The 15,023-nt window shown below is 73.9% G+C and carries 11 protein-coding genes and 1 pseudogene; 9 read left to right on the top strand and 3 right to left on the bottom strand.

Features of this window, described 5'->3' with window-relative positions; all coding sequences use genetic code 11:
• Positions 1-23 precede the first annotated feature (23 nt).
• From EBO15_RS46315 to EBO15_RS31185, 3 genes and pseudogenes are all read left to right on the top strand, one after another.
• Positions 24-110 (top strand): annotated as a pseudogene (locus EBO15_RS46315) (sugar phosphate nucleotidyltransferase); the annotation flags it as partial.
• A 43-nt stretch (positions 111-153) separates the two neighbouring features.
• Complete coding sequence (locus EBO15_RS46310) at positions 154-501, top strand: nucleotidyltransferase family protein (RefSeq protein WP_325051948.1); 348 nt, start codon at positions 154-156, stop codon at positions 499-501.
• A gap of 69 nt (positions 502-570) precedes the next feature.
• Positions 571-1,374, top strand: a complete 804-nt coding sequence (locus EBO15_RS31185; protein WP_199744921.1) for a HEAT repeat domain-containing protein — start codon at positions 571-573, stop codon at positions 1,372-1,374.
• Positions 1,375-1,394: 20 nt separating this feature from the next.
• Here the strand turns inward: EBO15_RS31185 and EBO15_RS31180 are convergent, their stop codons facing one another.
• Positions 1,395-2,564: an epoxide hydrolase family protein gene (locus EBO15_RS31180; protein WP_233616548.1), complete on the bottom strand. Its 1,170-nt coding sequence runs from the start codon at positions 2,562-2,564 to the stop codon at positions 1,395-1,397.
• 182 nt (positions 2,565-2,746) lie between these two features.
• On the opposite strand from EBO15_RS31180, the gene EBO15_RS31175 reads away from it, so the two are divergent.
• Positions 2,747-5,023, top strand: coding sequence for a sensor histidine kinase (locus tag EBO15_RS31175; RefSeq protein ID WP_158628406.1), 2,277 nt, complete (start codon positions 2,747-2,749; stop codon positions 5,021-5,023).
• 50 nt (positions 5,024-5,073) lie between these two features.
• On the opposite strand, the gene EBO15_RS31170 is transcribed toward EBO15_RS31175, so the two are convergent.
• A complete protein-coding gene (locus EBO15_RS31170) occupies positions 5,074-5,679 on the bottom strand; it encodes a response regulator transcription factor (RefSeq protein WP_122198056.1) in 606 nt (201 codons plus the stop codon).
• Between the two features lie 836 nt (positions 5,680-6,515).
• Between EBO15_RS31170 and EBO15_RS31160 the strand changes: the two genes are divergently transcribed.
• Genes EBO15_RS31160 through EBO15_RS31145 form a run of 4 tightly spaced genes read left to right on the top strand, consistent with a single transcriptional unit; the run spans position 6,516 to position 11,370 of the window.
• The gene (locus EBO15_RS31160) at positions 6,516-8,054 is read left to right on the top strand and encodes a peptidase inhibitor family I36 protein (RefSeq protein ID WP_147481740.1); all 1,539 of its coding nucleotides are present in this window, start codon (positions 6,516-6,518) and stop codon (positions 8,052-8,054) included.
• Positions 8,051-8,677: a helix-turn-helix transcriptional regulator gene (locus EBO15_RS31155; RefSeq protein WP_122198053.1), complete on the top strand. Its 627-nt coding sequence runs from the start codon at positions 8,051-8,053 to the stop codon at positions 8,675-8,677. Before EBO15_RS31160 ends, EBO15_RS31155 begins: the two co-directional genes overlap by 4 nt.
• Entirely contained in the window at positions 8,678-9,304 is a 627-nt protein-coding gene (locus EBO15_RS31150; RefSeq protein ID WP_122198052.1) for a DUF4255 domain-containing protein, read from the top strand.
• Entirely contained in the window at positions 9,301-11,370 is a 2,070-nt protein-coding gene (locus tag EBO15_RS31145; RefSeq protein WP_122198051.1) for an ATP-binding protein, read from the top strand. The genes EBO15_RS31150 and EBO15_RS31145 overlap by 4 nt, the downstream gene beginning before the upstream one ends.
• A 51-nt stretch (positions 11,371-11,421) precedes the next feature.
• On the opposite strand, the gene EBO15_RS31140 is transcribed toward EBO15_RS31145, so the two are convergent.
• On the bottom strand, positions 11,422-12,729 hold the full coding sequence (locus EBO15_RS31140; protein ID WP_122198050.1) for an RICIN domain-containing protein: 1,308 nt from the start codon (positions 12,727-12,729) through the stop codon (positions 11,422-11,424).
• A 185-nt stretch (positions 12,730-12,914) separates the two neighbouring features.
• Between EBO15_RS31140 and EBO15_RS31135 the strand changes: the two genes are divergently transcribed.
• Entirely contained in the window at positions 12,915-14,795 is a 1,881-nt protein-coding gene (locus EBO15_RS31135) for a hypothetical protein (protein WP_147481739.1), read from the top strand.
• Positions 14,796-15,023 lie beyond the last annotated feature (228 nt).

Below are 15,023 nucleotides of genomic sequence, written 5' to 3'. Positions count from 1 at the left end.
CCGTCCGCGCCTAGGGTGCGAGCATGGTTCGCGGGGCGAAGACGCAGGTCCGGCAGGCGATCATCCTCGCCGGGGGGCAGGGGACGCGCATGCGTCCGCTGACCGAGGACTCACCGAAGGCACTCATCCCGATCGCGGGCAAGGCGCTTCTCGCTGGCCGACTTCATCGACCGGCACCACGACGCCGACGCCACGGCGACCATCGCGCTCGCGCGGTACACCACCTCATGGGGCATCGCCCACCTGGACGACGCCGACCGGATCCGGGGATTCGTCCAGAGCCCCAAGCTGCCCTACTGGATCAACGCCGGAGGCTACGTCTTCGAGCCGGAGGTCGTGGACCTGCTCCCAGAACGCGGCGACCACGAAGACACCACGTTCCCCCGTCTGGCAGCGGACGGCCGCCTGGCCGGCTTCAAGCTCGACGGCTACTGGCGAGGCATCGACACCGTCAAAGACGTGAAAGAGGCCACCGCTGAGGTCGCCCGCCTGGGCTGGTGACGAACCGCTGTCGCGCGGCGACCTCCTTCTGAAGATTCATGAGAAATCGGGCAAGTAGCATGCGCGGTCATGGCGATGTTCGTGCACTTGACGGCGGCGGGGAACGTGCGGTCCATTCGGCGGTCCGGGATCCGGGCGGCCGGGTACGGGCAGGGCGGGGCGCGTGGGGTGTACTGCTTTCCGGTTCTGCCGTCGTACACGCTCACCCACCAGTGGCTGCGCGAACTGGCCCGCTTCGGCGGTCAGGGCCGGATGGTGGCCGTCCATGTGCGGCTGGACGACGACCAGGACGTGCTGGTCGGGCGCTACTCGGACCGGAGGAGGGACGCCCAGGCCGCCGTCCCCGCGGCCGAGGCCGTGCGGCGGATCGCCGCGTTGGACGACCCGCGCGGGTGGGAGGTGTTCGTCCCCCGGGCGATCCGGCCGCGCGAACTGCATCGGATCCGCGCCGTGCCGCAGGTCGCGGGCTGGCGGTACAAGCCGGACGCGCACGGCACCCGCCCCTGCACCTGCTTCGGATGCCAGGTGAGGGGCGAGTACGGGGGGCGCCGCCTGCGTGAGCGGCTGCCCCATCCCCTGGACGGCCCGCCGCCACCGCCCCGGATGCTGCTCGCCAGGATCGCGGCGGCCGGTGACCCGGGAGACCCGGCGGTCCTGCGGGAGGCGCTGGACTGGTTCGGCAGGCGCCGGCGGGGCCCGCTCGCCGAGTTGACCAGGCTCGCCGCGCACCCCGATCCGGGCGTGCGGGAGGACCTGGTGTGGGCGGTCGCCGGCTGGTCCACGCCCGGCGTCGCCGGACTGCTCGACGAACTGGCCGACGACCCGGACCAGGACGTCCGCGAGGCGGTGGAGGCCGTCCGCGAGACGTCCTGAGGCCCCAGGGCCCTGCTGGGTCAGGGGAGGGTGCGGAAGAAGGCGCGGATGTCGGTGAGGAGGAGGTCGGTGGCGTCGTGGGCGGCCCAGTGGCCGCCCCGGTCGTACTCGTTCCAGTGGACGATGTTGGCGTGGTCGCGGTCGGCGAACTTGCGGACGGCGCGGAAGTCGTAGGCGAACGACGCCAGGCCGAGGGGGACCGTCGTGCGTTCGCCCTGCGTCTCGCCCGCGTGGGTCGCGAACCAGTCGCGGTTCTCGTAGTAGAAGCGGGCCGAGGACGCCGAGGTGTTGGTGAGCCAGTAGATCGTGGCGTTCGTCAGGATCTCGTCGGGGGTCAGCGCGTCGCCGAACAGCTGCCCGATCCAGGCGAGCTGGCCCGCCGGGGAGTCCGAGAGCGCGTGCGCGAGGGTCTGCGGCTGGTTGGCCTGGGACCGGTCGTGGATGGCGTGCTCGACGAACGCCTGCCCGAACTGCAGGGAGCCGATCTCCTCGGGGGTGAGGCCGTCGAACTCGCCGGGCTCGCCCTTGGGGAAGGAGAAGATCTGGTTGACGTGGACGCCGGTCACGTGGGCCCGGTCGAGTTCGCCGAGGATCGGCGCCACGATCGCGCCCGCGTCGTTGCCGTGGGCGCCGTACCGGTCGTAGCCGAGGCGCGCCATCAGCTCCGCCCAGGCGGAGGCGACCCGGGCCGCGTTCCAGCCGCGGGTCCTGGTCGGCCCGGAGAACCCGAAGCCGGGGATGGACGGGACGACCACGTGGAAGGCGTCGGCGGGGTCCCCGCCGTGGGCGCGCGGGTCGGTGAGCGGCCCGATCATGTCCACGAACTCGAGGAAGGTGTTCGGCCAGCCGTGCGTGAGGATCAGCGGGGTGGCGTCCGGCTCGGGCGAGCGGACGTGCAGGAAGTGGACGAGCTGCCCGTCGATCTCGGTCGTGAACTGCGGGAAGGCGTTGATCTTGGCCTCCCACGCGCGCCAGTCGTACTTCTCCAGCCAGTGGTTCACCAGCGGGCGCACGTAGGAGCCGGGCACGCCGTACTCCCAGCCGGGCTGCGCCACGCCCTTCTGGACGCCGTCGGTGATCTCCGACTCCGGCAGCTCGTCCGCCCAGCGGGTGCGGGCCAGGCGGTCCCGCAGGTCGTCCAGCTCGGACTGCGGGACGTCGATGCGGAACGGTGTGATCTCGTTGCTCACGGGATTCCCTTCATTGGTGCTCTGACCTGCAAGAGCCTCGTGGACGGCGGGCCCGGCGGGTAGTGCCCGGCGCACCGGTTCGGCTGCGGCCTGCAGCGTCCGGGATGGGATGTGCATACTCGGGCGTGCAGAATGCACGAGGTGATCGTCCCGGGCGGCGGGCGAACTCGTCCTGGGGGTGTGTGATCCGGAGTCGTGATCCTCTGCGGCCGCCCTGGTCCCCCGCGGCCCTGTTCCTCTTCTCGCTCGGCCTGTGGTGCGGCTACCGGTCGTGGAACGTGCTGGTCGGCAGCCACTTCCTCAGGCCCGCAGCGACGGGGACCGGGCTGCTCGCGGCCGCCGGGCTCGTCGTCCTCGCGGGCCTGCCCGCCGCGATCGCGTTCGGTGCCCTCCCGCGTCGCTGGATCCCGGTCGCGCTCGCGGTGCAGGCGGCACTGGCCTTCGGGCCGTACCCCTTCGTCGGCGCGCCGTGGTGGTCGGCGTCCGCGCTGGTCGTGACCTCGCTGCTGCTGACCGTCGGCCACCGGTGGGCCTGGCTGCCGGTGGGGCTCGTCGTCGCCGCCGAGTTCCTCGCCCGGATGGCCTGGGGGCACGACCGGAGCCCCGCCTTCGCCGCCTACAGCGCGATGGTGACCCTGACGGTCGGGACGGCGTTCTTCGCGATGGCGCGGCTCACCCGCTACGCGGACGAACTGCGCGCGACCCGCGCGGAACTCGCGCCCCTGGAGGTCGCGCGGGAGCGTCTGCGGATCGCGCGCGGCCTGGACGCGGCGCTGGGACGGCGGCTCGCGCTGATCCTGACCCTGGCCCGCTCATCCCGCCCCGGGGCGTTCGGCGGGGCGGGGCGGATCGTGGAGGTCGCGCGGGACGCGCTGGAGGAGGTCAGGGCGGTCTCCGCCGACCAGCGGGAGCGGACGCTGGACGACGAGGTCGAGGCGGCGCGCGCGGTTCTGGAGGCGGCCGGTGTCGTGGTCGCCGTCGACGCTCCGCCGCTGGGCCTGGCCGCCGCCGAGGACGCCGCGCTGGCCGCGCTCCTGCGCCGCACGGTCGTCGCCGTCCTGCGGCAGGAGCCGCCGGAACGCTGCTCGATCGAGCTGACCGCCCCGGCCGGGCTGGCGGTGTCCTTCGACGGTGCGTCCGCCGACCTCGCCGACGCCCTCCAGGGCCCGGCGGCGCGGCTCGGAGAACTCGGCGGACGGCTCGGGACGACCCCGTCGTCGGTGCGGGCGAGCGTCCCGGCCCGCCGCCCGAGGGGTGCCCGGGTGTCGGGCATGGCGCCGTGGCTGGCCTGGTTCGTCCTGCTGCTCTTCGAGATCGACCACGTCGGGACCACGCTGCTCGCCCTGTACGACGGCGCGCCCGACCCGGCCGGCGTCGGCTGGGCCGGGTACGCGGTGGCCTGCACCTTCCTGCCGCTGGTCGGCCCGCTCCAGCTCTGGCACGTCTACCCACGCGAGAACGGCGCGCCGCCCCGCGCCCTGTGGGCGTCGCTGTGCCTCCAGATCCTGCTGCTCGGCACCGCGTTCGTGGTCATCGGCCCGAAGCTGACCCCCAGTTACATGGGGCTGGTCGCGGGTGTCGTGCTGTTCCACGTGCGTCCGCCGTGGTCCTGGGGGACGGCGGCGCTGCTCGTCGGGTTCCCTTTGCTGAACGGGATCCTGAGGGGCACGGGTTGGGCGTGGGCCCTGAGCAACCTCGTCCCCATCGTCCAGTTCGCGATCCTGGTCTATGTGCTGTGCCGCCTTCCCGTGGCCATCGCCGCACTCGCCGAGGCGCGCCGGGAGGTCGCGCGGATGGCCGTGGTGCGGGAGCGGCTGCGGATCGCCCGCGACGTCCACGACCTGATGGGCTTCCAGCTCTCGGCGATCGTCCTCAAGGCCGAGCTCGCCGCGCGGCTGGCGGACCGGGACCCCGGCGCGGCGCGTGCGCGGCTGGACGAGCTGGCGGCGCTCGCCGAGGAGGCGCTCGTGTCGGTGCGGTCGATCGCCCGCGTCCGCGCCTCGCTGTCCCTGCGGGCGGAGGTCGAGACGGCGCGCTCGATGCTGGAGGCCGCCGGGATCGAGGTCCGCGTGGACACCGGCGAGCCCCCGCCCGGCGAGGCGCCCCCGGGAGTGGACGTCGTGGAGGCGCCGCCCTGCGTGGACGCGTCGGCGGCGGCGATCGTCCTGCGGGAGGCGGCGACCAACATCGTCCGGCACGGCCGGGACGCCCGCGAGTGCGCGATCGAGATCTCCGTCGGCCCGGACGGCCTGCGGCTCAGCGTGTCCAACGACGGCGCCGTCCCGCCGGGACGCGGCGGCGGCGCGCCCGGGCCGGGGCGCGGTGGCAGCGGGCTCGCGAACCTGCGGGCGCGGAGCGCGGAGGCGGGCGGCACGCTGGAAGTGCGACGCGAAGGCGACCGGTTCACCCTGATCGCCGAGTTCCCCGCCCACCCCGCGTCCGCGCTGTCCGCCGTTTGACGTCCGCCCGTCGCGCCGTGTGACGTCCGCCCTTCGTGCGGCGGGACGGGTCAGATCCAGCCGGCGTCGGTGGCGATGCGGATGGCGTCGACGCGGTTGCGCGCGTTCAGCTTCGTGACGGCGGACGCCAGGTAGTTGCGGACGGTCCCGTACGCCAGGCCCGCCCGCGCCGCGACCTCGGACGGTTCGTCGCCCTCGGCGGTCAGCCGGAGCACCTCGATCTCGCGCTCGGTGAGCGGGCAGTCCTGGACGGCGAGGGCGGCGAACGCGAGCTGGGGGTCCACCACGCGGCCGCCCGCGGCGACCCTGCGGATCGCGTCGGCCAGCTCGGCGGGCGCCGCCTCCTTGACCATGAACCCGGCGACCTGCGCGGACAGGGCCCGGCGCAGCGTGCCGGGGCGTCCGACGCCGGTGAGGATCAGGGTGCGGCACTCCGGCAGCCGATCTCGCAGCTCCGCCGCCGCGTCGATCCCGTCCTGGCCGGGCAGCTCGATGTCGATCACCGCGACGTCGGGCCGGACGTCCAGCGCCGTCTCGACGACCGCGTCGCCGCGTTCGACCTGGGCGACGACCTCGATCCCGTCCTCCAGCGACAGCAGCCCGGCCAGCGCCTCGCGCAGGATGCGCACGTCCTCGGCCAGCAGCACCCGGATCATCGACGCCCCCCAAGATCGATTCGGGCTCAAGAGTCGGTCACCCGCCCCCGGAAAAGCAAATGGACGCACGGGCCGACCGGCCTTCGCCGCGTGGGTCCGCGCGGCCGAGAGGACGCCGCCCATCCTTGGTGGTAGGGCACTCGACCTGCGGAGGAATCGGTTTCCGTGTGCTTCTTCCGGTCGCTTGTCCCGCTGAGGCAAGGGGTGACGCCTGGTCGCCGGAATCGCGCTTGCTAACGTGCTGAGCGACCATGAGCCTGGCTAAGGAGGTGGGTCTCGTGGGTCTTGTGACTCCGCGTGAGCTCTCTCTGGTATTCGTCATGGCAGGCTGACTCGGATGTCGCCGAGAGCGCCCGAACATCGAGGCACTTCCGGGAGGCGACGGCCGTGTACTTCATCGCGCGGAAAACGTTCGGCCGCCACGGCGGCATCGCTGACGACGCCAGTGTCCTCTGGCGTTCCGAGGCCTCCGCCTGACGGCCCGCGGCCGTGTGGCCTCGGACGCTGCGAGCGAAGTGCCTTCGAACTCCGTGCGCTTCGGGGGAGTCCTATGTGTTCGGGATCCCGGGCGAAGCGGTCGAACACGGCGCGGGCGTCCCGTCCAGTGCGTCCTCGAAGAAATCGACCGTGAATGCGGTCGACACCTCCCCTTCACCTCAGAAGACCCTCCACTTCAACAGCGGACGACACAACCAAACATCATGAGTCGAAAAAGAAGACAGCTCCCGCCACCTCGACGCCATCGTGACTTGACACCGGTTGCCCGTTCGGACTGTCCAAAAGGGCAATGGCCGCGCGTTCATCGGATGGTGATCGGCGCCCCCGAGACTGCCCGAGTGACCGAGAAGAGGAAGAGACGTCCGACGCCCAGGAGGAATCCGCCCGGGGTGTCCGGGCTGGTGATCGCCGCGGTCGCGGTGCTCGTGGCCGTGGGGGTTCCCGCCGTCCCCGCGGAGGCGTTCTCGGTGTGCTCGCCCGGGTGGTCCTGCGTGTTCGCCGACAACGGCGAGCAGGACGGCCTGTGGGCCACCAACAACCCCGGCTACGACCATGACATGGCCGGGGACCAGATCAACGACCGGACGCAGTCCGCGGTCAACATGGGCAGCGGCTACATGGGCCTCTACCGGGACTCGCCCTTCCAGGGGCTGGTCGCCTGCCTCGGGCCGAAGACGCGGAACTACCACATCCCGGCCGGGACGGTCACCGGGATCCGGTACCACCCGAGCCGGACGGCGGCGTGCGGGGCTCCCGCGCACAAGCCGTCCCCCAAGCACCATCCGGCGGCCCCGCCCGCGACGACGAAGCACACCCCGGCCGGGGACTCGACGTCGCCGGGGAAGAGCAAGGGCAAGGTGAAGGCGTCCCCGACGCTGCCGGACGCGCCCGGCGCGACGCCCCTGCCGCAGCCGACCTCCAGCGGGGAGCTTCCGCAGGTCGCGCGGGGCACGCCCGGCAACAGCGTCAACGTGGCGGCCCCCTCGGACGCCGGGCACGGCAAGAGCGGCACCGGCACCGTCGTCGCCGTCGTCGGCGCGGCGGCGGGCGTGCTGCTCATGGCCGGCCTGCTGGTCACCGGGGTGCTGTTCGCGCGGCGCCGCAAGGACGGCGCGGCCGCCCGGACGCGTCGTCCGGCGACCGGGCCGGACGCCGCGCAGACCGTCGACCGCGGCCTGCGGCTGATGGCCGTGGACTGCGAGGAGGCGGGACGGCCGATGCCCCGGATCCGCGCCGTCGGCCTGGCGGACGGCACCCTCAGCGTCCTGCTCACCGCGCCCGACACCGAGGCGCCCGACCCCTGGAGGGCCGACGCGGACGGCACCTGCTGGCGGCTCGCGGCCGGTGAGATCACCGAGCTGACCGACGACGTCCGGGACGCTCCCGCGCCGCTGCCGCTGCTCGCGCCCGCCGGGCCGGGACTCTGGGTCGACCTGCGGTCCGTTCCCGGGCCGATCTCGCTGTCCGGGCCGCGGTCGGCCGTCCGCAAGGCGGCGCGGGCGCTCGCCGACGGGCTGCGCGCGAGCCCCTGGAGCCGGGGCGTCCGGATCCGGGCGGCCGGCGCCGCCGACGTCGGGACCGGTCCCGGCACCGACGGGACCGAGGACGACGGGGCCGAGGAGCGCGGACGCGTGGTGTTCGTCGCCGACGACATGGAGGTGCCCCGGACGGCGCCGCCCGGCGGTGTGGTCGTCGCCCTCGGCAAGGTCGCCGGTGCGGGCACCCGCTGGCCCGTCCGGCCGGACGGAACCCTCCGCGTCCCCGAACAGATCCCGGCCGAGCCGACTCTTAAGGATCAGGCGCAGCCGCCCGCACCGTCGGCTGCGGCCGGCTCCGCCTCCGTATCCCCGCTGCCAGAGGGAGAGCGCGCGAAATGACTCTGACCATGCCCGGAATCCCCGTGGTCGTGCACGCCCCGGACCCCATCACGCTCGCCGGGGTCACCTCCGGCCTGCGCGGCAGGACCGAGCTCCGGCTCGTGGACGACGCGGACGCCGAGGTCGCCGTCGTGGTGGCCGACACCCTCGACGAGTCGACCCGGGGCGCGCTGCGGCGCTACTCGCGGGTCGCCCGGACCCGCACGGTGCTCGTCGCCGCGCACCTCAAGGAGGCCCAGCTCCTGGACGCCGTGGAGGCCGGGGTGGTGGCGATCCTCTGGCGCCACGAGGCCAGCGCCGACACCCTGACCCGGGCAGTCCTCGCGGCGGCGCGCGGCGGCGCGGACCTCCCCCCGGACCTGCTCGGACGCCTGCTGAAGCAGGTCGGGCGGATCCAGCGCGGCTCGGCGCAGGCGCCGGGCGGCGGGCCCATCGGACTGGCACAGCGCGAGCTGGACGTGCTCGGGCTGGTGGCGGACGGCATGGACACCGCCGAGATCGCCGCGAAGCTGTCCTACTCCGAGCGGACCGTCAAGAACGTCCTGCACGGCATCATGAGCCGCCTGCACCTGCGCAACCGGGCGCACGCGGTCGCCTACGCCATCCGCGAGGGGTACATCTAAATGATCCACGAGGTCGACGAGGCGCTGCGCGCGCTGATCACCGAGCGCGCGGTGCCGTCCGGCGAGGTGGCGGTCGCGTTCGAGGCCCCCAACCGCGAGTGGGCCGCGCAGCGCAACACGCCCACCGTCAACGCCTACCTGTACGACATCCGCGAGGACCTCTCCCGCCGCGAACGCGGGCCCCTCGCCGTGCACGGCCCCGACGGACGGGTCGTCGCGCGCCGCCAGCCGCCCCGCCACTTCCGGCTGTCGTACCTGGTCACCGCCTGGACGAAGCGTCCCGAGGACGAGCACCGGCTGCTGTCGGCCGTCCTCGCGTGCCTGCTGCGGAACGAGATCCTCCCGGAGGGGGCGCTGCCGCCGGGCGGGCTGCTGGCGGACCTCGGCATGGCCGTCCCGGTGACGGCCGCCGTCCCGCCGCCGGAGTCCCGGTCGATCGCCGACATCTGGTCGGCGCTGGGCGGCGAGCTGAAACCGTCCCTGGACGTGGTGGTCACCGCGCCGATGCCGGTGTCGCCGGAGTACCCGGTCGGCCCCGCCGTCACCGACAGCGTCGTCGTCACCGTCGGCGACACCGAGGGCAGGCTGCCCGACCCGCCGGTCCGGACGCGCAGGCTCCAGAAGTGAGCGGACTCCGTCCCGGGGAGAACGGATACCTGGAGGCGCGGCTCGGCCTGCTGCGGGAACGGGTGCGGCTGCTCGTCGAGGACCGCGGCTCGGACGACCCGACGGCCGCCGACCCGTTCCGGGGCCTGTACCTCGCGCCGGACACCGCGATGCGGCTGGCCGAAGGCCCGCCGCCCGCCCCCGGACGCGACCCCGACCACGACCGCGCCGTCCACGCCCTGAACGTCCACGCCTCGAACGTCGGCGCCTCGAACGTCCGCGAGGCGATCCCGTACCGGCTCGCGGAGGTGTTCGGGCTCGGTGAGCTCGATGTGGAGATCCTGCTCATCGCGGCCGCGCCGGACGTCGACCGCTCGTTCGAGCCGCTGTACGGCTACCTCAACGACGACGTGAGCCGCCGCCGCGCGACCGTCGGCCTCGCCCTCGACCTGTGCGGACTGCCCGCCGGGTCGGCCTCGGCGCGGGCCCGGTTCGCCGCCGCGTCCCCGCTGGTCGCGGGCGGCCTGATCGTGGTGGACGAGGACGACCGCCCGTTCCTCGGCCGCTCGCTCCGCGTCCCGGACCGCGTCGTCGAGCACCTCCTCGGCGGTGACGCCCTCGACCCCGGCCTGCTCGGCGCCGTCACCCTGGAACCGCCGTCCGCTCCGTCCGCCGAAACGGGGGAGGACGGGTCGGCGCACCTGGCCCGCCTCCTGAAGGACGGCGGCGCCACGGCGTCCGGAACGTCCCTGGTCTACCTGCGGGAGTCACGTCCGGGAGTGGGCGCGGCGGTGGCCTGCCGCGCGTTCGACGTCGCGGGTCTCCCGGTCCTGCGCGCCGACACGGAGCGCCTCGAACCCGCGCTCGTCCCGGCGCTGGTCCGCGAGGCGCGCCTGCGCGGCGCCGGAATCGTCGCCGGCCCCTTGCAGGACGGCGCCCTCGTGCGAGCCTTCGCCACGGCGGCCGCCGCCGGACCGCGTCCGGTGTGGGTGCTGCTGTCCGGCGCGCAGCCGTACGATCCGGCCTGGTCGGAGGCGCAGCCGCTCGTGCTGGAGGTCGCGGCGCGGGCCGAGGCCGGGGCGTGGCGCGCGGAGCTGGCCCGGCTCGGCGCGGACGTGACGGCGCTCGGCTTCGACCTGGCCGCCGCGACCGCGACGTACCGGTTCGACGCGCCGCAGGTCCGCCGCGCGGTGCGGGCCGCGCTCGACCACGCCGCGCTGGAGGACGTCCCGCTCACCGCCGCCCACCTGCACCGCGGCGCGCGGCTCCAGAACGCGACGGGCCTCCAGAAGCACGCGCGCCGGATCCGTCCGGCGGTCGGCTGGGACGACCTCGTCCTGCCGGACGAGCAGCGCGGGCGGCTCGGCGAACTGGTCACCCGCGCCCGCCACCGGGACCGGGTCCTCGGCGAGTGGCGGCTGCGCTCGGGCGGCGGACGCGGCCGGGGCGTGGTGGCGATGTTCGCGGGCGAGTCCGGCACCGGCAAGACCATGTCCAGCGAGGTCGTCGCCGCCGAGCTCGGCCTCGACCTGTACGTGGTGGAGCTGTCCGCCGTCGTGGACAAGTTCGTCGGCGAGACCGAGAAGAACCTCGAGAGGATCTTCACCGAGGCCGACCGGCTGGACGCCGTGCTGCTGTTCGACGAGGCCGACGCGGTCTTCGGCAAGCGGTCGGAGGTGAAGGACAGCCACGACCGGTACGCCAACCTGGAGAGCGCCTACCTGCTGCAACGGCTGGAGTCGTTCGACGGGATCGCGATCCTCACCACCAACCTGCGGGCCAACATCGACGACGCGTTCACCCGCAGGCTCGACCTCGTCGTCGACTTCCCCTTCCCCGAGCCGCGTCAGCGCCGCGCGCTGTGGGAGCACGCGCTCGCGCCGCCCGTGCCGTGCGGGGACGACATCGACCTCACGCGGTGCGCCGCCGAGTTCGAGCTGTCGGGCGGCGCGATCCGCAGCGCCGCGACGACCGCGGCCTACCTGGCCGCCGGCGCCGGACGTCCCGTCGCGATGGCGGACGTCCTGGCCGGGGCCCGGCGCGAGTACCGCAAGATGGGGCGCCTCCTGCCCGGCACGGAGTTCTGACCACCCGTCCCTCGCCCGGTGCCGCACGAACGCGCGGCGCCGGGCGTGAGGTCACTTGACGGAACGCCAGCGCTGGTTGTCGCCCTCGTTCCGGTTGAAGAGGTAGACGGCGTGGCCGTCGTCGGCGGTGTCCAGGCAGGACTCGGTCTTCCTGTTCCGGACGCAGTCGCTCTCCCGCCCCCACAGGTCCGCCTCGCCGCAGGCGGCCATGCTCGTGTTGACCGAGCTCACCAGGTACCCCTGCTCGCCGCTCTGGCTCAGGCACTTGCCGTTCTTCTTGTTCTTCAGCTTCCAGTCCTGGCCGAGCCTGATCCAGGCCCAGTGCTGGTTGTCGCCGTCGTTGCACTGCATCACGTACACGCTGGACCCGTCGCTGGCGTTGTCCAGGCAGCCCTTGTTCTTGCCGTTCACGATCGTCACCCACGTCACGGACCTGTGCTTGGGCTTGGTGTCGCCACCGCCCCCGCCGGACTTCTTCTGGCCGTCAGGCGAGTCGGACGGCCCGGGGTTCTTGTCCTGCGGCGACTTCTCGTCCTTGGGGATGTCGGCCGTGGGCGTCGGCATGGTGATCTGGTTGCCGGTCGGGTTGAGCGGCGTGATGCCGTCCCGCGCGCGCGAGGCGTACTGCGGGATGAACGCGAACCACGCGACGGCGAACGCCATGCCCGCCGCCACCAGGACCGAGAAGAAGCCCAGCAGCCAGCGCGGCAGCAGCGCGAGCTGGACGTAGGTGCCGGTTACCGACGTCGGCTCGGCGCCCGAACGCTGCACGTCCACGCTGTACGGGTGCGACTGGCGGGACCCGAACCAGCTGACGCGCGGCGGGCGGACGCGTCCCTTCACCCACGCGGCGCGGCCCGGCTCGATCTGGACGTTCGCCGGGACCAGCTCGAACCGGAGCTGCCCCCCGTTGTCCTTGCCGATGAGCGACGCGGTGACCTTGGTGTTGCCGAAGTTGTCGACGGCGAACCTCGGCCGCGCCCCGAACCGTCCGCGGACGGTGGGCGGGAGGAGTTCCGCGCGCAGCTCGGTGAACGGCGTGAGGGTCAGGTTGCCCTCGACGACCGTCTTGAGGTGCGGCTGCTCGGTGGGCGCGACCTCGACGGCGAACGGGTGCGACCCGGCGGCGGCGTCCGGCGAGCGGGGCGGCGCGAACGTGATCTGGACGGTCCCGGTGGTGCCCGGGTACAGCCGGATCACCTGCGGGTCGACCTGGGCCCAGCGCCCGGCGTCCCCCGCGACCGCGATCCGGTACTCCTCGACCAGGTCGGTGGTGTTGCGCAGCCGCAACGTCAGCGATCCCGTGCCACCGGGATCGACGGTGACCGAGCCGGGTTCGAGGGATGTCCAGATACTCACTGCCCGCACGCTATGCGCGCGGTCCCGCGCCCGAAACGTCCGGACGGGCAGACGCGCGGGAGGCGCCGGCTGCCCGTCCGGACCGTCCGCGCGGACGCGCCGGGTTGCCCGCCGGTGTGCCCCTGCGGTCATGCCCGTCCATGACATGTTTCGGGGACCGGACGGCGGACGGCGGGAGGAGCCGGGTGCGAGGGCAAGGAACGCGGCAACCCCACGAGCGGGACGCGGAGCCGGGGCGTCGTGCCGCCCGCTCCCGTCCGCGCGACCGGGACGGCGCGACGCTCGCCGCGGCCATGCTGCGCACGGGACCCGGGGCCGGGGCGTCCCCCGAGATGGTGCACCGGCTTCAGCGCGCCGCCGGGAACGGCGCGACGGCGGGCGTCCTGGTGCAGCGCGCCACGGAGACCGTCGAGCACGAGGACGCCATCAAGACCGTCGACCGCGGCGTCAACAAGACCGCCGACAACGCCGGGACGATCGTCGGCGCGGTCGGCGGGCCGCTCAGCGGCGGGCACTGGCGCGACGGCGTCACCGTCGACGGCGCCAAGGTCGCGGGGGAGGTCTCGTCCGATCTGGGCCTGCTCGCCACGGGCGTCGAGACCGTCAAGGCCGTGATGGAGGGTTACGACGCGGTCCAGGACCGTTCGAAGCTCGACGCGGACGGCCCCGAGCGCGGCGTCGCGGACCGGAAGATCCGCACCGCCGTGTACGAGGGGACCGTCGGCGGCGCGAAGACGACCCGCAACGCCATGGGCATCGCCCAGCAGGGAATGTCGATCGCGGGTGCGGCGGCCGACCAGGGCCTCAACTTCTCGGGCAGCGTCCTCGGCCTCATCACCGGAATCGCCGGGGCCCTCCGCAACGGACGCAAGACGCTCAAGGCGCTCGACCGGGTCAAGCGGATCCGCGCCCGCATGGCGGACGAGGGCGACCCGCGCGGCGCCTACACGTCCGCGCTGCACGAGGCCGGCGAGCTCGCCGCGCTGCTCGCGGAGCTGGCCGAAGGCGTCCGGGGCAAGCAGGCCGAGATCGGGGAGCAGGACCGGGAGATCGGCAGGCGGCAGGCCGCCGTCGCCGAGCAGGAGCGCGCCGAGGAGGCCGCCGCCTCCAGCCGCAGGACCGCGAAGAAGCAGGCCAAACGCACGCGCGGCACGTTCGGCACGCGCGACCAGAACACGGCGCAGTCGGCGGCGCGCGGACGCAACGACGCCGCCGCCCGCCTGCGGACGGCCCAGCAGGCCAAGGCGCGGGCCGAGCGGGAACTCCGGCAGGCGCGGGAGGCCAAGACCCGGCTCGAAGCGGAACTCCAGACGGCCCGGGACGGCGAGAACCGCCGCCGCGTCCTGTTCGACGAACTCTCCGAGGCGCTGAAGCGCTACACGGTCGAGGTCGAACGCGACGCCGCCGGGAAGCGCACCGACGTCGTCACCCTGGACGAACTGCGCCGGTACGCCGACAAGAAGAACACGCGCGGCGTCACCCGCAAGGCGATCTCGACGGTCGGCGGACTGCTGTCGGTCGGCAGCGGCGTCGCGGGCCTCGTCGTCGCGATCGCCGCCGCGCTCGGCGGCGCCGCCCTCGCCGGGACGCCCGTCGGCTGGGGACTCGCGGCCGCCGCTGCCGCCGCGTCCATCGGCGTCGCCGCCTGGAAGGGCTGGCAGTTCTTCGGCAAGCGCTGGGCCCGCGAGGAGTACGTCAAGGACGACGAGGGGAACGTCCGCAAGCGGAAGCGGTTCGAACGCGTCCTCCAGACGGCCGCGTTCTGGCGCAAGTCCGGCCCGACCAAGCGCGACACCCGCGCAGAGGCCCTGTACCAGCTGGCCCTGAACCCCGCCGAGGAGACCTTCGGCATCGCCGAGCTCTTCGACCACGACGAATGGGACGCCGTCGACGCGGCCGAGCACGACCACGCGGTCCAGACGCGGGAACTCGTCGCGGCCTTGGACGCCTGGCGCTCCGGCGAGGCGCGCAAACTCGTCGCCGACCTCGGGCTCGACTGGTCCCTGCTCGCGGGCATGGACCCGGCCACCGCGAAGAAGGAGATCGCGCGCAAGCTGGGCTCGTGACACCGGCGTGAAGCAGGGCCGCGTGTCCGGAAGGGCAAGGTGTCCGCCCGTCCGGCGGGCCGCGCGGACCTGCCGTCCACCGGGACGGGACGGCAGGCTGGGAAGGATCACCCGTCCCCTGACCGGGAGGAGCCCGCGCCGTGCAGGACCGTTCCCGCGCCGACGACGCCCGGCGGCACGCCGCCGCCCCGGCCCCCCGCGCCGAGCGCCGTGCCGCGACCGGCGCCG

The organism is Actinomadura harenae, assembly GCF_003696215.1.
GTDB classification, from domain to species: Bacteria; Actinomycetota; Actinomycetes; order Streptosporangiales; family Streptosporangiaceae; genus Spirillospora; species Spirillospora harenae.
Note: the sequence above shows the minus strand (reverse complement) of the source record. Positions and strands in the feature narration are given on the sequence as shown.

Bases quoted from the DNA above. Each gene is read 5' to 3' on its own strand.
- EBO15_RS31185 (WP_199744921.1), top strand. From the start codon at position 571: ATGGCGATGTTCGTGCACTTGACGGCGGCGGGGAACGTGCGGTCCATT.
- EBO15_RS31170 (WP_122198056.1), bottom strand. From the start codon at position 5,679: ATGATCCGGGTGCTGCTGGCCGAGGACGTGCGCATCCTGCGCGAGGCG.
- EBO15_RS31155 (WP_122198053.1), top strand. From the start codon at position 8,051: ATGACTCTGACCATGCCCGGAATCCCCGTGGTCGTGCACGCCCCGGAC.
- EBO15_RS31150 (WP_122198052.1), top strand. From the start codon at position 8,678: ATGATCCACGAGGTCGACGAGGCGCTGCGCGCGCTGATCACCGAGCGC.